We start from the raw sequence: 18,835 nt of genomic DNA on the forward strand, positions 1-18,835 counted from the left end.
ACGGAAAAACCCGTGAACTCGCTCGCCACTCCTGTCGCATCCCACGCAACTCCAACCGGTCAGACGCGTGGTCAACTGAACGGTATCTTGTTCGTCGCATTGTTCGCCGCCGCCGTCACGCAGTTGGCGGCGCTGCCGTTCATCGCAAATCTGGGACTCAGTCCGCTGATCATCGGCATTGTTGCCGGAGCTATCTACGGCAACGCACTGCGGGACGGCATGCCGGAAAGCTGGGCGTCGGGCGTGAACTTCTCCGCCCGCAAGCTGCTGCGTATCGCAGTCGGCTTCTTCGGACTGCGCGTGAGCCTGCAGGAAATCGCGCAGGTCGGGCTGCCGGGGCTGACGGTGTCGGTGCTGGTGGTGGTGAGCACGCTCGCCGTCGGCACGTGGGCAGGCATGAAGCTGATGAAGCTCGACCGCGACACGGCCTTGCTGACAGCGGCCGGCAGCGCAATCTGCGGGGCCGCGGCAGTGCTCGCGTTCGAATCAACCTTGCAGTCGGAGCCGCATAAAAGCGCCATGGCGGTCGGCAGCGTGGTGCTGTTCGGCACGCTCTCCATGTTCCTCTACCCGCTCGCGTTGCACCTCGGCTGGCTGCATCTGGACACGCTGGGCGTTGGCCTGTTTTTCGGCGGCACGATCCACGAAGTGGCTCAGGTGGTCGGCGCGGCCAGCAATGTGAGCCCGGAAGCGACGCATATCGCGACCATCGTGAAAATGACGCGCGTGATGCTGCTCGTGCCGGTGCTGCTCGGCATCGGCATGTGGATCAACCGCTCGCGTAACAACGGTCAGGCCGACGGTAGCGGCACCAGGCGCAAGCTGGCCATTCCCTGGTTCGCGCTCGGCTTCCTCGCGCTCGTGATCGTGAATTCGTTGCATGTTTTGCCAGATACCGCGACGCACACGCTGAACACGCTCGATACGTTCGCGTTGACCATGGCGATGACCGCACTGGGTATCGAAACACGGATCGAGCAGATTCGCCGCGCCGGACCGCGCGCGCTGGTGACCGGCGCCATCGTCTATGCCTGGCTGATCGGGGGAGGACTCGCGATAACCATGGGCGTCGAGCGCCTGCTCGGGTAACGTTCGTAGAGGTGCCGCTTACAGGAACAAAAGCCCCACCCGCGTGGGGTTTTTGCTTTTCAGCGAAGTGACAAGCGTCATGCAAGCGTAACGGCACGCACGTTGCTACCCTTCTCTTTTTGGGTTTCCAGCAATCACAACCGCGAGGATATTGCCGATGGCCTACGAACTGTATTACTGGGACGGTCTTCAAGGCCGGGGCGAATTCGTCCGGCTCGCGCTGGAAGACGCCGGCGCGGATTATGTCGACGTTTCACGGGGCGCGAAGAAGGACGGACAAGGCACGGGCGCCATGCTGAAGATCATGAACAGCAAGACCGAGCCGCACATTCCGTTCGCCCCGCCATTCCTGAAGGATGGAGAACTGATCATCCCGCACGTTGCGAACATCCTGCAGTATCTCGCGCCGAAGCTCGGTCTCGCGCCGAAGGACGAAGGGCTGCGTTATGTCGCGCACGGCTTGCAGTTGACAATCACGGACATGGTGGCGGAAGTCCACGACACCCATCATCCGCTGGCAAACGGCCTTTACTACGAAGACCAGAAGGACGCAGCGAAGAAGCGCGCGAAGGATTTCATCGAGAACCGGGTTCCCAAGTTCATCGGCTATTTCGAGCGGGTGCTTGCGCAAAATCCCCACGGCGACACGCAGGTGATCGGCAACACGACCACCTACGTGGATCTGTCGATATTTCAAGTTGTCGAGGGCCTTCACTACGCTTTTCCCCGCGCAATGAAAAAGTTCGGCGGCCTGTACCCGCGCGTCACAGCGTTGCACGATGCCGTGCTGGAACGGCCGAATATTGCGGCTTATGTCGAATCAGAACGACGGATTCCCTTCAACGAATCCGGCATCTTCCGCCATTACCCGGAACTGGACCAGGACGCCTGAGCCAGCCGGACTATCGCTGATAAACGTAATCACAAGGAGCATCAGATGATCGAAACAATCCCCGCCTTCGGACTCGGAACCTTTCGCGTGGACGCGGAGAAAACCGCCAAGGCTGTCACGAGCGCACTGCAACTTGGCTATCGCCATATCGATACCGCGCAGCTCTATAAGAACGAAGAAGCCGTCGGCAAAGGTGTGCGCGATTCGGCCGTGCCACGTGAAGATATCTGGGTCACCACGAAGGTCTGGCACGACCGGCTGCGTCGTGACGATGTCGTTAAAAGCCTTGTCGAAAGCCATAGGAAGCTGAACATCGGCACGATCGATCTCGCGCTGGTTCATTGGCCGTCGCCGGATAGCGTGGTGCCTATCGCCGAATCCATCGCGGGTTTTCAGGACGCACAGAAACAGCAGTTGATCCGGTATTTCGGCGTGTCGAACTTCACGGCGCCGTTGCTCGAAGAAGCGTTGAACGCGCCCGGCGGCAAGGGCATTGTGACCAACCAGTTCGAAATCAGCCCGTTCCTCGCGAACCGCAAGCTGGTGGAGGCAACGCAAAAGCTCGGCGTGAAGGTGACCGCGTATATGCCGCTCGGCGAAGGCCGCGCGCACAAAGACCCCACGTTGGTTGCCATCGCGAAGAAGCATGGCGTGACGCCCGCCCAGGTGACGTTTGCGTGGCTGCTGTCACGCGATATCGTGGTGCTGTCGGCATCCACGAATCCGGAACATCAGCAGGTGAATTGGGACTCGCAGAAGGTGAAATTGGACGCCGACGATATCGCGAAGATCGATGCGCTCGACGAAGGCCAACGAAACGCGAAGCCGCCATTTGCGCCGAAGTGGTGACTTCGCGGATTGACGCAGGAAAGAGAAAGAGCCTGGCTTCGCTGTAGCGAGGCCGGGTTTTCAGAACCCGCGCCGCTTCACCATTCAGCCCATTCAGCCCAAATGGGTCCGCTTCTCGCGTGCGGGCGCGACATCGTTCGTAGAAAGCGCGTGGACAATGCCGCAGTCCGTCGCCGATTCTTCCGTTGTGCATTGCCCCCTCAACGCAACCAGTTGCGCCTTGAGTTGCGTCAATTCCTCGATTCGCCTGTCCACATGAAGAATGTGTTCATCGACGAGCGAATTGATTGAGCCGCACGGTTCGCCGGGCGCATCGGTTGCGCTGAGCAGATTTCGGATCTCGTCATGCGTCATATCCAGTGCGCGGCAATTACGGATAAACCGCAACCGTTCCGCGTGCGCTTCCGTGTAATTCCGGTAATTGGAATCCGTCCGGTTGGCGTGCGGCAACAGGCCCTCTTTCTCGTAGAAGCGGATGGTTTCAGTCGTGCACTGAGCCATTTTCGCCAGTTCACCAATTCTCATTTGCTTGCGCTCCCGGTCAACGCTTGACCTTGAAGTGACTTCAGGGCGTCTACTGAATCATACATTGCCTCTGGAGGCCACATGGTTGATCGTTTCCCTGCTATCAAGGCCGCCCCGCTGGACCATGACGCGGCGTGCTGCACGCATGCTCACGTTGAGGTTGCCGACAATGCGGAGCGCTCGCCGGCCAAGCCGTCAGGCGACAATTTATTACCTTCTACCGCGGCCGAGGACACCCGAAGCGTCTTTCTCGTTGAGGAGATGGATTGCGCCGCAGAGATCGCGCTGATCCAGAACAAGCTGTCCTCACTGCCCGCCGTTAGCGACATGGACTTCGACATCATGCAGCGCCGGGTGACAGTCAGGCACGCGCCCGGACAGCAAGAATCCATCTCTCAGGCGATTCACTCCCTGGGTATGTCCGCGGCGATTATCGACCCTGATAGCACAAGCAAGGATGAGCCTCCACCGAAGCGCCGTCGCGCGTGGCCGCTTGCGCTGGCTGGCGTCGCAGCAGTGGGTTCCGAGATCCTGAGCTTCGCCGCGCTTAGCGCTTCCATGTCGAACTGGCTTCCCGCCTGGTTGCCGCAGTTCAGACCTGCCTGGCTGCCCTCATGGGGTTTGCTGACCTCGCTACCCAGCGCTATAGCGGCAACGCTTGCGCTGATCGCCGTCATTGTGGGTGGCCTCGGCACCTATAAGAAGGGCTGGATCGCGCTGCGTCACGGCAATCTCAATATCAACGCGTTGATGAGCATTGCCGTCACGGGCGCGCTGATGCTCGGCCAGTGGCCGGAAGCCGCCATGGTCATGGTGCTGTTCAGCCTCGCTGAACTGATCGAATCGAAATCGCTTGACCGGGCACGCAATGCCGTTGGCAAACTGCTGCAACTCTCGCCGGATCGCGTGACCCAGCAACAGGCCGATGGCACGTGGAGCGACGTCGATTCCCGTCAGGTCGGGATCGGCGCCATTGTGCGCGTCAAGCCCGGCGAGCGGATAGGACTTGACGGTGTCGTCACGTCGGGTCGCTCGGCGGTCAATCAGGCAGCGATCAGCGGTGAAAGCCTGCCCGTCGACAAAACCCCCGGCGACGCCGTCTTTGCCGGAACGCTGAACGCGTCAGGGTCGCTTGACTATCGCGTCACGGCCCGCGCCGATGGCACCCTGCTCGCGCGGATTATTCATGCGGTATCGGCGGCGCAAGCGTCAAAGGCGCCCACGCAACGTTTCGTCGACCAATTCGCGCGTATCTACACGCCTGTCATCTTTGCGCTCGCCCTGCTCGTGGCGATCGTACCGCCCATGCTGTTCAGCGGCGCATGGCAGACCTGGATCTACAAGGCGCTCGTGCTGCTCGTCATCGCCTGTCCGTGCGCCCTGGTCATCTCGACGCCGGTGACGATCGCGAGTGGCCTGGCGTCTGCCGCCCGCAAGGGAATTCTCATCAAGGGCGGCGTCTATCTCGAAATGGGACGCACGCTAACCGCTCTCGCGTTCGATAAGACCGGCACCATCACGCGTGGCGTTCCCGTTCAGACGGACGTCCACATCATGAGTGGCGCCGACGCGCAGTTTTGCGGCCTCCTCGCTGCCAGTCTCGCGGGGCGCTCGGATCACCCGGTGTCCAAAGCGGTCGCACAAGCGGCAAACATCGAGGAATTGAACCGCGTCAAGGTCGAAGCGTTTGAAGCACTGCCCGGCCGCGGCGTGCAAGGCGTGCTGGACGGGCGCAGCTATGCGCTTGGCAACCGACGTCTCGTCGCGGAGCGCGGCTTCCTGAGCGTTGACACTGCCGCGCGTCTGGATGTACTGGAAAGCGAGGGTAAGACGGCCGTCATGCTGATGGATGAAAAAGGCGTGCTCGCGCTGTTCGCTGTCGCCGATGAAATCCGCGAGGGCAGCCGCGACGCGATCGCCGCGCTTCGCAAGCTGGATGTCCGCACCGTGATGCTGAGCGGCGACAATGAACGCGCCGTTGCGGCCATCGCACGGGAGGTCGGTATCGATAAAGCGTACGGCAACCAACTGCCCGAAGATAAACTCGGCGCCATAGCGGCCCTTGCTGAAAACGGCGCGCGGGTCGGCATGGTCGGTGACGGCATCAACGACGCGCCCGCGCTCGCGCGCGCGGATATTGGCTTTGCGATGGGCGTCATGGGCTCGGACGCTGCGATTGAAACGGCCGATGTGGCGCTGATGGACGACGACCTTCGCAAGGTGGGCGTGTTCATCGGTCTATCGAAAGCGACGCATTCCATTCTGGTCCAGAACATCACGCTGGCGCTCGGCATCAAGGCTGCATTCCTGATCATGGCGCTCGCTGGCTCCTCGACACTCTGGATGGCAGTGGTCGCCGACGTAGGCGCCAGTCTGCTGGTAATTGGCAACGGCCTCAGGCTGTTGCGCAAGTAACGCCGAAGCACATGGAGAGTCGGGTTTGTGACGTTTTTTCTGCTGCGCGAATGATATCCTTGCCCGCACATTCGCCGACTCGCTCCAACATTCAAGCTCACGTGCTTTCATTCCTGCTTAAACTTCGCACCCGGGCCCAGATCCGGTTCCGTTTCTCCGAAGCCCACACCATGCTCGTGTGGGCCGTGATTGTCGGCGTGGCCGGCGCATTCGCGACTTCGGCGTTCCGCGAGGGTATCGACGAATTGCAGCGGCTCTTCGGCGGCGCCAACAGTAACTTTGTCGAGATGGCGACACGCCTGCCCTGGCCCGTGCGCGTCGCACTGCCAACGGCGGGCGGGCTGATCGCGGGCGTGTGCCTGCTGATCGCGCGGCGTCGCAACTCGGGTCAGGCGAATGCCGACTACATGGAGGCCGTAACCATTGGCGACGGCGTCGTCCCGGTCTGGCAAAGCATGTGGCGCAGCATCTCGTCGCTGTTCACTATCGCCAGCGGCGGTTCCATCGGGCGCGAAGGCTCGATGGTGCAACTCGCGGCGCTGTGCGCGTCGCTGATTGGCCGCTGGGTCCACTTCGACCCGCCGCGCCTGCGTCTGCTTGTGGCCTGCGGTGCCGCAGCCGGGATCACCTCGGCGTACAACGCGCCTATCGCCGGCGCGTTCTTCGTCACCGAACTCGTGCTCGGCTCCATGGCCATGGAAAGTTTCGGGCCAATCGTGGTGTCCTCGGTGGTCGCGAACATCACCATGCGCGAGTTCGCCGGCTATCGGCCGCCTTACGAAATGCCTGTATTCCCGACTGTCACCGGCGTAGAAGTGCTGCTGTTCGTCGTGCTCGGATTGCTCTGCGGCGTGCTGGCGCCGTATTTCCTGCGCCTGCTGGCTGCGTCGAAACAACGCTTCGCCAAGCTGCCCCTGCCCTTGCCGATCCGCCTGGGATTCGGCGGCCTGATTGTGGGCGTGATCTCGATCTGGTACCCGGAGGTCTGGGGCAACGGTTATGAAGTCGTCAACTCGCTCCTGCATCATTCGTGGACCTGGGAAGCGCTGGCTGCAGTGCTGTTCTTCAAGATCGTCGCGACCGCGGCAACCGCGGGTTCCGGCGCGGTCGGCGGGATCTTCACGCCGACGCTCTTCGTGGGCGCGGTGGTCGGCTGCCTGTTCGGGCTCGCGGCGCATACGATCTGGCCGCACTCCACGTCCGCACCCTTTGCTTACGCGATGGTCGGGATGGGCGCGTTCCTCGCTGCCGCCACGCACGCGCCGTTGATGGCAATCCTGATGATCTTCGAAATGACGCTGAGTTATCAGGTCATGCTGCCGCTGATGCTCTCGTGCGTGGTGGCATTTTTCATTGCGCGGGCATCGGCGCAGACATCGATGTACGAGGTCACGCTGCGCCGCAACCGCGATGAAAAAGAGCGCATGCGGCTTGCCGCCACGCAGATGCGCGAACTCGTGAAACCGGCTGACACGGTCGTGCCGCTCGACGCAGACGTGAAGACGATGACCCGCGTGTTCCTCGAGTATCCGGTGAAGTACCTTTACGTCGTGGATTCGGACGGCCAGTTTCGCGGCGTGGTGGCGCTCAAGGACATCACGTCCGATCTGCTCGAGGAACACGACACCGAGGTGAAAACCGCTGAAGATTATCTGCAAGCTCATTTCGATGTCCTTACACCGGACATGTCGCTGGGCGAAGCGCTGCAGCATTTCCTCGCGTTCCAGGGCGAACGTCTGCCGGTCATCGATTGCCCGACCCGGCCGGTGTTACTCGGCGTGGTCTACAAGACATCGCTTCTCGATGCTTACTTCCGTCTGAACCCGGCATCGCGTTGAAATTTCCCGACGCGTGCAAAATTGCGGCAATACCTGCTTGCCCCGTGAAACGCACGCTGAAGACCGGATTCTAGAATTCGCTTGAAGAACGGGCGCCGGCTCCGCTTGAAGGAAGGCTTGGCACGCAGGTGCTATTCATCAGGTGAAGCGCCTGAAAATCGCACAAATCGATTGGCATGGCGTTTGCTCGATTCCCCGCTACTATTCTCCGTACGACCTTGTATTTCTGCTGCTTTTGCACCGCTTGCGTACGCGTGTGGACTTAGTGTCTGGAGGGTTGAGCGATGAAAACCTCAACAGCTTTATCAATGGTTCTGGTATCCGTGTCGTGTTACGCCGCGCCTATCCGTACGGACGACGCGGGCATTTATGCTGCTCGCCAGGCGCAAGCGATGCGTGCGGAGCTTGCCATTCGCGCCAATGCCCCGCCAGTCGCGCCGCCCGCGCCGGACGTGCGCGCACAGGCACTCGATCACGCGCACTGGTTTCAAGTAGAGATACCGAAATCGCACTCGCCCAGCCACGGCATGGCAAGCCAGGTGATACAAGTGCAGACTTGACGTTCCGCCGTGAGCGCAACGACTCGGATGGACCAATAAGACAATCAAGGGCACCGATGACCGATACGCACGTGAATGCCAGCTTGAACGACGAACCGATCGACGATGAAATCGCAGAGGTCCTGCGCGACCTGACCTATCCGACCAACAAGGATGGCATTGTCGATGCGGCGCGCGCTGCGGGCGCAAGCAACGACGTGATTGCCGTGTTCGATGGTTTGCCTGAGCAGGATTATGCGAATGCCGACGCCATAGAGCAGTTGCTGGGAAGCAATGGCGGTTCGGGGATCGCAATATAAGCGGGCTTAGCTCAGGCAGCGTTCTCAGGCGGCGTTCTTAAGCAGCGTTCAGCTCGCCCGAACAAGCCTCAGGCCACCTCGGCTCCGAACACCACCCGGCTGAAAAATTTTGCCAGGACGGCTTCGGACATTTCGCTGCCACAAGCCTGCGGATCCGACGTGTAGAAAAACTGCATGCCATCAATCAAGGCCGTCAGCCCGAGCGCCAACTGCTCCGCCGGCATGGGCAACGGCGTCCCTGCCCGCTCTGAAAACGCGACAATGTACGCAGTCGTGTGCTGCAACAATTCCCGGATGAATGCATTGAATTGCGCGCGAAATTTCGCATCGCGGCTCGACTGCAATTTCGCTTCCACCCACAGCAAAAAACACTTGTTGTCGCGGTAGCACTCACTGTAGTACTGCAACAGGCGGGCTTCCATGTCGGCCCGGCTCGCTTCGCCATCGAAGATGGAATGCAGGCGGCTCATGATCCCGTCGTGATCGCGCTTGAGCAGTTCCAGAAACAAGGCCGACTTGCTGCCGAAGTTCGAATAGAACGCACCGCGCGTATAACCCGCCGCCGCCGCAATGTCCTCGACACTGGCGGCAACAAACCCCTTCTTCATGAAAACAGCTTGGGCGGCGTCAAGCAAACGCTGACGCGTTTGATCACGGCTTTGCTCCCGGGTAAGGCGAATTCGTTTCATCTGTCGAGTTTAGCATCTCAAAATTGGATTATGATACGGCTTTGATTTCAGATTCACAGTTGTATTAGAATTCATCGCGTATCTGACGGCGAGGTGCTGGGAAGCATGGTGGGCGAAGCATGCCGCCTGTTCAAGTACCCCGCCCCAAATAGCGCCTCATCTTGAAAATGCGCAGCGGCATATGTTGACGCTGCGTGCCGCACGTGTGTGCAAGTCCGTCTTGCAGGCACGGGAAGCCTTTGCGCCGAGGTCATTCGTGATTCTGCAAGTCTGTCGCCGCATGTCGGCGTCTTCACTGTCATTGTCATCACTCCGAGCGCGGTTGATGTCAGCCATGTCGGCCGGGTTGGCCATTTTGCCCGGGTCGGGCAAGGTTTCCAGGCAGCGGGGATCTTCTCCTGTTCGCCGTCCCCTTGCGTGGTCGCTCGGCGTGGTTGCCCTGCTTGCGCTCAGCGCATGCGGCAAGAAGGAAACGCCCCCGGCGGCGCTGCGTCCGGTGGTCGCCATGGCGGCCGTTGCCGATACGCACAGTGTGCAGTCGTCGCTGCCCGCCACCATCGAAGCGCGGTACTCAACCCCGCTGTCGTTTCGCGTAGGCGGGAAGATCATCGAGCGGCGCGTGCGTCTTGGCGACAGCGTGAAAGCTGGCGAGATCGTGGCGAAGCTCGACCCCGCCGACAATGCCAAGAACGCCGCGAGCACGGCCGCGCAACTCTCCGCCGCCCAGCACCAGCTCACTTATGCAGAACAGCAACTCACGCGCGACCGCGCCCAGGCGCAGGAAAACCTGATCGCCCGCGCGCAACTCGAACAAACCGAAAACGCCTACGCAGCCGCGCTCGCGCAGCGCAACCAGGCACAAGCCCAGGCGGCGTTGTCGGCTGATCAATTGAAATACACCACGCTGGTCGCCGACCGCGCCGGTGTCATCACGGCGGAACAGGCTGACACAGGACAGAACGTGTCAGCGGGACAAGCCGTCTATAACCTGGCGTGGAGCGGTGAGATCGACGTGGTGGCGGACGTGCCGGAAACCACGCTCGGGTCGCTCACGGTCGGCCAGAAAGCCAGCGTGACGCTCGCCGCGCTTGGGGGCAAGCAGTTCGCGGCCCTTGTTCGCGAGGTGTCTCCCGCCGCCGATCCCCAAAGCCGGACCTATCGCGTCAGGATGACGCTTGAAGCCCCCACGCCGGACGTCCGGCTGGGCATGACGGCCGACGTGGCTTTCGCGCGTGTGTCTGCATCGGGTGCATCGGGTACGTCGGGTACGTCAACGCAGGCGTTCACGCTGCCCTCCACTGCGCTTTTCCACGCGGGCAAACTGCCTGCCGTCTGGGTCGTGAAAGCAGACGGGGCGCTTGAATTGCGGCGCGTGGATGTGTCTCGATACGGTGAGCGCACCGTGACGGTGTCAAACGGCATCTCGCCCGGCGAGCGCGTGGTATGGCAAGGAGTCCATACCGTGTCCGCCGGAGAGAAAGTACGCGTGGTTGCGCCCTTGCATCCGGAAGATTTCGCGTCATGAGCGGCCACGAACGAGATTCATCGGACGCCGCTGCATCGGCAGCCGCTGCCAACGCCGCTGCTGCAGCCTCGGGCGATTATCGTCACGAAGAAGGCAGTTTCAATCTCTCCGCCTGGGCCTTGCGCCATCAGGCGCTGGTCGTCTTCCTGATCGCCATGGCGACCCTCTTCGGCGTCCTGGCGTACACCCGGCTCGCGCAATCGGAGGACCCGCCGTTCACCTTTCGCGTGATGGTCATCCAGACCTTCTGGCCTGGAGCCACTGCACAGCAGATGCAGGAACAGGTCACGGACAAGATCGCGAAGAAATTGCAGGAAACGCCTGCAACCGATTTCCTGCGCAGTTACTCCCGCCCCGGTGAATCACTGCTGTTCTTCTCGATGAAGGACGGCGCGCCCGCGAAGGACGTGCCCGAGGAGTGGTATCAGGTGCGCAAGAAAGTCGGGGACATTGCGTACACGCTGCCAAGAGGCGTGCAAGGTCCGTACTTCAACGACGAATTCGGCGATGTCTTTACCAACATCTACACGCTGGAGGGTGACGGGTTCTCGCCGGTGCAACTTCACGATTACGCCGACTCGCTGCGCACAGTCCTGTTGCGGGTGCCCGGTGTGGCGAAGGTCAATTACTTCGGTGACCAGGAAGAGCGCGTTTATATCGAAATAGCGAATACGCAACTCACGCGGCTTGGCATCACGCCGCAGCAGATTGCGCAGGCTATAGACGGCCAGAATGCCGTTGCGCCCTCGGGCACGCTGAATACGCCCGACGACCGCGTGTTCGTGCGGCCGACCGGCCAGATCACCGACATGGCAGCGCTAGCCAATACGCTGATCCGCGTCAACGGGCGCTCGTTTCGTCTTGGCGACATAGCGACCATCAAGCGCGGTTATCTCGATCCTGCCGCCACGCAGATGCGCTCGGGCGAAAAGCCGGTGCTGGGTATTGGCATCACGATGCAGCCGGGTCAGGACGTCGTGCAGCTGGGCAAGGCGCTCGACGCGAAGGTCGCCGAGTTGCGTGCGCAACTCCCCGCGGGGCTCGTGCTCAACGAAGTATCGAGCATGCCAAATGCGGTATCGAAGTCGGTCGATGACTTTCTTGAAGCGGTCGCCGAAGCCGTCATCATCGTGCTGATCGTGAGCCTGGTGTCGCTTGGCGTACGTACCGGCATGGTGGTCGTGATCTCGATCCCCGTTGTGCTCGCGGTCACCGCCCTCTTCATGTATCTGTTCGATATCGGCCTGCACAAGGTCTCGCTCGGAACACTGATCCTCGCGCTGGGCCTTCTGGTCGACGACGCGATCATCGCTGTCGAAATGATGGCGGTAAAGCTCGAACAAGGCTGGATCCGCTCGCGTGCCGCGGCCTACGCCTACACCAGCACCGCGTTCCCCATGCTCACGGGCACGCTGGTAACAGTCGCCGGTTTCCTGCCGATCGCGCTGGCCAAATCCAGCACCGGCGAGTACACACGCTCGATCTTCGAGGTGTCGGCCATCGCGTTGATCGCGTCATGGTTCGCAGCGGTCGTGCTGATTCCGCTGCTCGGCTACAAGCTCTTGCCCGAGCGCAAGCGTGAGGCGCATCACGCCCACGATCATGAACACGATATCTACAACACCAAGTTCTACACTCGTCTGCGTGGCTGGCTGACATGGTGTATCGAGCGGCGTTTCGTGGTGCTGGGCATCACGCTCGTGCTGTTCGTGATCGCGTTGGCGGGGTTCACACTTATCCCCCAACAATTCTTTCCGAGCTCGGACCGCCCCGAACTGCTCGTCGATGTCCGGCTGCAGGAAGGCGCCTCGTTCGAGGCCACGCTGCGCGAGACGAAACGTCTTGAGAAGGTGCTGGAGGGACGCCCCGAGATCGATCATGTGGTGAACTTCGTGGGCTCCGGTGCGCCGCGTTTCTATCTGCCGCTCGACCAGCAGTTGCAGGTGGCGAACTTCGCGCAGTTCGTGATTACGGCAAAGTCCGTGGAAGATCGCGAGAAGCTCGCGCGCTGGCTCGAGCCTGTGCTGCGCGAGAAATTTTCGTCCATTCGCACGCGTTTGTCGCGGCTCGAAAACGGTCCACCGGTTGGCTATCCGGTGCAGTTCCGCGTAAGCGGCGACGATCTGCCGACGGTGCGCGGTATCGCCGAAAAGGTCTTTGCTGAAATGAGCGCGGACAGCGGTACGGCCAATGTCCAGTACGACTGGGATGAACCGTCGGAGCGCTCGGTACGCTTCGATATCGACCAGAAGAAGGCGCGTGAACTCGGTATCAGTTCGCAGGACGTATCGGATTTCCTCGCAATGCAACTGACGGGTTATACCGTCACGCAGTATCGTGAACACGACAAACTCATTAGCGTGGACTTGCGTGCGCCGAAAAGCGAACGGGTCGATCCGGCCAGGCTTGCCACGCTTGCAATGCCTACGCCTAACGGACCCGTGCCGCTGGGAACGATCGGGCACGTGGTGAACGACCTGGAATATGGCGTGATCTGGGAACGCGATCGTCAGCCGACCATCACCGTGCAATCGGATGTGAAGCCGGGTGCGCAGGGTATCGACGTGACGAATGCGATCGAAAAGAAGCTCGCCACGTTGCGCGCCGGCTTGCCGGTGGGGTACCGCATAGAAGTGGGTGGCCCGGTTGAGGAGAGCGCGAAGGGCCAGTCGTCGATCAACGCACAGATGCCGATCATGGCGATCGTCGTGTTGACGCTGCTGATGATCCAGTTGCAGAGCTTTGCGCGCGTGATGATGGTGGTGCTGACCGCGCCGCTCGGGCTGATTGGCGTGGTCCTGGCGTTGCTGCTGTTCAACAAGCCGTTCGGGTTTGTCGCCATGCTCGGCGTAATCGCCATGTTCGGGATCATCATGCGCAATTCGGTCATTCTCGTCGACCAGATCGAGCAGGACATTGCCGCGGGGCATCCACGCTTTGACGCCATTGTCGGCGCCACCGTGCGGCGTTTCCGGCCGATCACGCTGACCGCCGCCGCTGCCGTTCTTGCGCTGATTCCGCTTTTGCGCAGCAACTTCTTCGGCCCGATGGCGACCGCGCTGATGGGCGGAATCACGAGCGCGACCGTGCTCACGCTGTTTTATCTGCCGGCGTTGTATGCGGCTTCGTTCAGGGTTCGGCATAACGAGCGCGCGGGGTTTAAAGATCCGGACACGCCCTCCGCACCCGATCGCGGTCAAGGAGGCCAGTCATGAAACACGCTTATCTGACTGCACTCGGATTCACCGCCGCTCTTGCAGCCTGCACGTTCGGCCCGGACGGAAAACCGCCCGTCATGCCCGCTGTGGCCCATTACGGCGCCGACGCGCAACCAGTGCGCACCGTGGCGGCCGAAGGGGTATCGCAAAGCTTCGACGCCGGTGCAAAACCGGTGCCCGAGTGGTGGAAGCTGTACCGTTCCGAGCCTTTGAACGCACTGGTCGATGAAGGCTTGCGCAACAGCCCGAGCCTGGCCGCGACGGACAAAACCCTCGCTGCGGCGCGCGAACAACTGCGCGCGCAAGTCGGCGAGTCGATGCTGCCGAGCATCGACCTGGGCGGCCAGACGGACCGTGAACGTGCAATCGGCGTGCCGAACTTCGGGCCGCCCACGGCGCTCTACAACCTCTTTGTCGGCCAGGTCCGGGCGCAATACACGTTCGACCTGTTCGGCGCGGCGCGTCTTGCGGACCGGGCGCTGGCCGCCCAGGTAGACAGCCAGTCCTGGCAATTCGATGCCGCCCGCCGCGCACTCGCCGCGAACATTGTCACGGGCGCGATCGGCGCGGCGTCGTTACGCGCGCAAATCGATACGACCGAGCGGCTGATCGTCCTCGCCGACGAAGACGCACGGGAAACGCAGCGCCGCTACGAACTGGGCTCGGCGTCGCGTTCGGACGCGCTCAACGCGCAATCAAACGCCGCCGCGCTCGCCGCTTCGCTGCCGGCGCTACGGGCTCAGTGGCTTGCAACGCGTCATGCGACGGCCGTCATGATCGGCCGTACACCGGATCAGGCGCCGCCGGATCTCGATCTCGCGTCGCTCACCGTGCCAGGCAATGTGCCGGTGGTCGTGCCATCGGAATTGCTTGCCAGCCGCCCGGATATCCAGGCCGCCGATGCGCTGCTCAAAGCCGCCGCCGCGCAGGTCGGCGTCGCGACGGCGCAGCTGTTCCCTAGCTTGTCGTTATCGGCATCGATGGGAAAAGGGGGCTTTAGCTGGCCAACCGCTTTGTCGGGCGCAGGCGCGATCTGGAGTGTAGGCGCGTCGCTGTCACAACCGCTGTTTCATGGCGGCGCATTGCTTGCCCAAAAACGCGCGGCGCAGGCGAGCTACGAGGCGGCCGTGGCGCAATACAAGCAAACGGTGCTCACCGCGTTCCGCAACGTGGCGGACTCGCTCGCAGCGCTCGAGCAGGATAACCAGGCACTCAGTTTCTCCGATACCGCCAGCCGCACGGCAATGAACGCGTTCACGGATTCGGCTGCGCGTGAGCGGCTTGGGGCGATTCCGCCCTCGGCGTCACGTGCGAGCGAGCGCCAGTATCGCAATGCGCGGCTCGATGCTATCCGCTATGAAAGCGCCCGCCTGAGCGACACCGCGTTGCTGTTCCAGGCCATGGGCTCTCCGACCGGCAGTGCGGCGAATCTTGCCGCTGCGGCGAAAGCGGCGGAGACAGGGAAATAACCGCGGCCGGGTCGCATTCCAGCCCGACGTGTAGAAACTGAAGCAGGCGCCATATGCAAAGGGCTGTTCCGACGCGAGTCGGAATGGCCCTTTGCACATCATCAGGACAACCGGACAATCCCGCGCATCGCTGGGAGAAGCCAGGGATCAAAGACATCGAATGTCACAATTCAGGGTCGCCGAAACATCCCGCTGTTATCCAAATGCGCCCATAACCTCCCCGCAACTCAACTTCTTCGCCGAAACCTTCCACTATTCGGATAAGTCGCGTTATTTCGGACTGCACTTTCCCATAGGCTTGCGGGCTTTCGTGTATTCAAGGGAAATGCCATGTCTCGCCCATCGCTCCGTGACCTGCTTCGGCTCGTTCATTCAGGACTGGAAAAAGTCGCGCTGGCGTGCGCTGCATTTGGTTTGATGCACGCAACAGCCCGCGCGGGAGAATCCGCCTCTGCCGACGTGCCCGCGGGTGAGCAATGGGGCAGTCGCGCCGCGCCCCAGCTCGCTGCCGACGACCCATGGAGCAACCCCGCAGCACCCACTCTCGCACTTGACGATGCCTGGAGCGCACCGGCCGCCGATCGGTTCACATCGTCCGGACAAATCCACGCTGCGTTGCCAGCATCGCCAGCGTCACCGGCGTCTGCATCAACGCAGGAGGCGCGACCGGCCGCAACGGAGAATGCGCCACGCTCGGTAGCAACAACCGTCCGGGAGGCACCCTCCGCTCTCGCGAAGGATCGCTCCGACTGGAATGAAACACCGCGTGGCCGTTCGCCCGGTCTGATCGCATCTCATGACGCGTGGCTCAAGCGCAGCACGCCCGTCGCTAAACCAAGCGAACCGGCGAAAGCGCCGGTCAGCGCCCCCGTTCAGCCGACCGATCCGTGGAGCGCTCCCTTGACCGGTCTCGTTGCATCGAACGATGTGGTAACAGCTGCCGCGGTGGCTTCTTCCGCTGCCGTCAGCGTCGGCTCGCACCCGGGTTTCGCAGTCACGCCCCACGTCAGGCTGTTGCGCGTCAGCGAGGCTCCAGGGGCTTCACGTGCTGAGGGATCGTCAACGGTTTTGGCAACCGGCCGGCCGATGCATCGACGGACCCGTCCGATTGTTCACAGCACCTCAAATTCGTCCCGATCATCCGGGACAAGGCGCGCAAGAGCCACCAGAGCGCCTACGCCCGCATGGTGCCGATCAGTTTCCGCATGCGCGCGGCATCGGTGAAAGCGTCGTTGGCGAGGCGAGCGGAACTGCTCCCGGCCGCCCCGCTCAATTGCCGACTTCCACCCGATTGCGCCCGTCACGCTTCGCCCGATACAAAGCCAGGTCGGCTGCTTCGATCAATTGCTTCATGTCTTCGCCGGGCTGCGGCACCTGCATGACGCCGCCTACGCTGATCGTCACCCGCCCACCGGCGGAACCCGTATGCGGCACTGCCAGCGCCTCCACCGCCATGCGGATTTTTTCACCGAGCAGGCGCAAGCCGCCAGCCGCGGTGGACGGCAGCACCACCGCGAATTCCTCGCCGCCAAAACGCGCGGCAAGATCAGCGGGACGGTTCAGGCTCGATTCAATCGCGCGCGCGACGAGCTTCAGCACGTCGTCACCTGCTACATGTCCGTAGGTGTCGTTGTACGACTTGAAGTTGTCCACGTCGATCATCAGGAAGCCGAGCGACGACTGTTCGCGCGCCGCGCGTTTCCACTCTGCGCTCATGTAATCGTCCAGGCAGCGGCGGTTCGACAAACCCGTCAGCCCATCCGAATTGGTCAGGCGCTGCAGTTCCAGATTGGTTTCGAGCAGTTTTTGCTGCGATTGCCGCAACGCGAGATACGCCTCGTCGCGCTGCAGCAGGTTCAGATACGAACGCGAGTGATAGCGGATCCGCGCAATCAATTCGATGCTGTCCGGCAGCTTCACCAGATAATCGTTGGCGCCCGCGGCAAACGCGGCGCTCTTGATGCGCGGCTCTTCCTTCGTGGACAGCACAATGATCGGAATGTCGCGCGTTGCCGCGTGCTCGCGGTATTGACGCACCAGCGTCAGTCCGTCCACGCCCGGCATGACCAGATCCTGCAGGATCACGGTCGGCCGCGTGACCTGCGCGACATGCAACGCGTCCTCGGGGTTGGCGCAGTAATGAAAATCCAGCCGCGGCTGATCCGCCAGCGCGCGGCGCACCGCTTCCGCCACAATGGTCTGGTCGTCGACCAGCAGCACCATGACCGCGCTCTCGGCGGCGCTGGGCGCATTCAGCGCATCGGCAAGCAGATCGGCGGCCGTACGCGCCTCCTTTGCGGCATCGAGGGGGGCCGCCGGGCTTTCCGGACGAGATTCCGGGCCGGCCTGCTCGCGCCGTGCGCGCTCCGCCAGCGGATCTGCATTTCGATGTTCCATGACTGAATCCTGTTCTGAGTCGAGTTCGAGCGCGTCATTTGCGCGACGATGCAAACGCCTTTTGCACGGCATTCGCGATATTCGGGAGCGGCAGGATGGCTACCGCCGCATTCAGCGCTGCGGCTGCTTTCGGCATGCCGTACACGGCGCATGTCGCTTCGTCCTGCGCGATCGTGTGATAACCCTTGGCGCGCATGGCCGCGAGGCCCGCAGCGCCATCGCGGCCCATGCCGGTCAGCAGCACGCCGACCGCATTGCCGCTCCAGTTCGCGACCACGCTCTGAAAAAACACGTCGATGGACGGCCGGTACGGCGTCGCCAGCGGCTCCTTCGTGTAGCCGAGCCGCTGGCCGCTGCCGCAAAAATGCAGGTGGTCATTGGTCGCCGCGAGCAGCACGCAGCCCGGCTCCGGCCGGTCGCCCTCGCGCGCGACGCGTACCGGCAGCGTTGACTGTTCGTTCAGCCAGCCCGCCATGCCGGCCGCAAAGGACTGATCCACGTGCTGGACGATCACCGTGGCCGGCGCGAAGTCGGCCGGCAGCGCGGCCAGCAGCGTCGCCAGCGCGCTTGGACCGCCCGCCGACGCGCCGATCGCGAGCAGGTCGGTGCCCGAGGTAATGCGTGGCGCGGCTGCAAGCGGATTCGCAGCCGCTTTCGTGGCCTGTTGTGCGGCAATCTGGTCGATCTTGGCGGTCAGCGCCGCGATCCCGCGCTTCGCGTCCGGGCCGGCGAGCACCGGCGTGTCGACGGCATCCAGCGCGCCCGCGCCCATCGCCTCGTAGACCCGCCACGCATTCGCTCCTACATCCACCGTCACGATCAGGATCGCGCACGGCGTCTCGCGCATGATCCGGCGTGTGGCTTCCGTGCCGTCCATGTGCGGCATCACGAGGTCCATCAGCACGACGTCCGGTTTCTGCGCGGTGCAGTAGTCGACCGCCTGCGCGCCGTCGCTCGCGACCCAGATCACCTCGAAGTCGCGCCGGGTCGCCAGCGCCCCTCGCAAGGCGTCCACCGCCAGCGGCATGTCGTTCACGATCCCGATCTTCATCGCCCGCCTCTCTTTTTAG

The 18,835-nt window shown here is 62.3% G+C and carries 14 protein-coding genes; 10 read left to right on the forward strand and 4 right to left on the reverse strand.

Annotated features, from left to right (window positions below; all coding sequences use genetic code 11):
* Positions 1–12 precede the first annotated feature (12 nt).
* The 3 genes from AWB69_RS07395 (at position 13) to AWB69_RS07405 (ending at position 2,830) form a co-directional block, all read left to right on the forward strand.
* Entirely contained in the window at positions 13–1,089 is a 1,077-nt protein-coding gene (locus AWB69_RS07395) for a YeiH family protein (RefSeq protein ID WP_062083813.1), read from the forward strand.
* A 157-nt stretch (positions 1,090–1,246) separates the two neighbouring features.
* Positions 1,247–1,981 carry a glutathione S-transferase gene (locus tag AWB69_RS07400; RefSeq protein ID WP_062083815.1) on the forward strand — a complete coding sequence of 245 codons (735 nt, stop codon included), beginning with the start codon at positions 1,247–1,249 and terminating at the stop codon, positions 1,979–1,981.
* Positions 1,982–2,026: 45 nt separating this feature from the next.
* Complete coding sequence (locus AWB69_RS07405; RefSeq protein WP_062083817.1) at positions 2,027–2,830, forward strand: aldo/keto reductase; 804 nt, start codon at positions 2,027–2,029, stop codon at positions 2,828–2,830.
* 93 nt (positions 2,831–2,923) lie between these two features.
* On the opposite strand, the gene cadR is transcribed toward AWB69_RS07405, so the two are convergent.
* The gene (gene cadR / locus AWB69_RS07410) at positions 2,924–3,355 is read right to left on the reverse strand and encodes a Cd(II)/Pb(II)-responsive transcriptional regulator (protein ID WP_062083820.1); all 432 of its coding nucleotides are present in this window, start codon (positions 3,353–3,355) and stop codon (positions 2,924–2,926) included.
* Between the two features lie 81 nt (positions 3,356–3,436).
* Between cadR and AWB69_RS07415 the strand changes: the two genes are divergently transcribed.
* The 4 genes from AWB69_RS07415 to AWB69_RS07430 all read left to right on the forward strand — a co-directional run bounded on the left by AWB69_RS07415 (position 3,437) and on the right by AWB69_RS07430 (position 8,467).
* Complete coding sequence (locus AWB69_RS07415; RefSeq protein ID WP_082913297.1) at positions 3,437–5,770, forward strand: heavy metal translocating P-type ATPase; 2,334 nt, start codon at positions 3,437–3,439, stop codon at positions 5,768–5,770.
* Between the two features lie 101 nt (positions 5,771–5,871).
* Positions 5,872–7,608 carry a ClcB-like voltage-gated chloride channel protein gene (locus AWB69_RS07420; RefSeq protein ID WP_062084063.1) on the forward strand — a complete coding sequence of 579 codons (1,737 nt, stop codon included), beginning with the start codon at positions 5,872–5,874 and terminating at the stop codon, positions 7,606–7,608.
* A gap of 284 nt (positions 7,609–7,892) precedes the next feature.
* On the forward strand, positions 7,893–8,168 hold the full coding sequence (locus tag AWB69_RS07425; RefSeq protein ID WP_062083823.1) for a hypothetical protein: 276 nt from the start codon (positions 7,893–7,895) through the stop codon (positions 8,166–8,168).
* 56 nt (positions 8,169–8,224) lie between these two features.
* Entirely contained in the window at positions 8,225–8,467 is a 243-nt protein-coding gene (locus AWB69_RS07430; RefSeq protein ID WP_062083825.1) for a DUF2795 domain-containing protein, read from the forward strand.
* A 68-nt stretch (positions 8,468–8,535) separates the two neighbouring features.
* Here the strand turns inward: AWB69_RS07430 and AWB69_RS07435 are convergent, their stop codons facing one another.
* On the reverse strand, positions 8,536–9,156 hold the full coding sequence (locus tag AWB69_RS07435; RefSeq protein ID WP_062083827.1) for a TetR/AcrR family transcriptional regulator: 621 nt from the start codon (positions 9,154–9,156) through the stop codon (positions 8,536–8,538).
* A 334-nt stretch (positions 9,157–9,490) separates the two neighbouring features.
* On the opposite strand from AWB69_RS07435, the gene AWB69_RS07440 reads away from it, so the two are divergent.
* Genes AWB69_RS07440 through AWB69_RS07450 form a run of 3 tightly spaced genes read left to right on the forward strand, consistent with a single transcriptional unit; the run spans position 9,491 to position 15,368 of the window.
* A complete protein-coding gene (locus AWB69_RS07440; protein ID WP_156528773.1) occupies positions 9,491–10,681 on the forward strand; it encodes an efflux RND transporter periplasmic adaptor subunit in 1,191 nt (396 codons plus the stop codon).
* Positions 10,678–13,896, forward strand: a complete 3,219-nt coding sequence (locus tag AWB69_RS07445) for an efflux RND transporter permease subunit (protein ID WP_082913298.1) — start codon at positions 10,678–10,680, stop codon at positions 13,894–13,896. Before AWB69_RS07440 ends, AWB69_RS07445 begins: the two co-directional genes overlap by 4 nt.
* A complete protein-coding gene (locus AWB69_RS07450) occupies positions 13,893–15,368 on the forward strand; it encodes an efflux transporter outer membrane subunit (protein WP_062083830.1) in 1,476 nt (491 codons plus the stop codon). Before AWB69_RS07445 ends, AWB69_RS07450 begins: the two co-directional genes overlap by 4 nt.
* Positions 15,369–16,637: 1,269 nt before the next feature.
* Here the strand turns inward: AWB69_RS07450 and AWB69_RS07455 are convergent.
* Both AWB69_RS07455 and cheB read right to left on the reverse strand, forming a co-directional pair.
* Entirely contained in the window at positions 16,638–17,765 is a 1,128-nt protein-coding gene (locus AWB69_RS07455) for a diguanylate cyclase (RefSeq protein ID WP_062083833.1), read from the reverse strand.
* Between the two features lie 34 nt (positions 17,766–17,799).
* Positions 17,800–18,816 (reverse strand): chemotaxis response regulator protein-glutamate methylesterase, encoded by a 1,017-nt coding sequence (cheB, locus tag AWB69_RS07460; RefSeq protein WP_062083835.1) that lies wholly within the window; start codon positions 18,814–18,816, stop codon positions 17,800–17,802.
* Positions 18,817–18,835 lie beyond the last annotated feature (19 nt).

Origin of the sequence: Caballeronia udeis (assembly GCF_001544555.2) — a bacterium.
Classification (GTDB): Bacteria; Pseudomonadota; Gammaproteobacteria; order Burkholderiales; family Burkholderiaceae; genus Caballeronia; species Caballeronia udeis.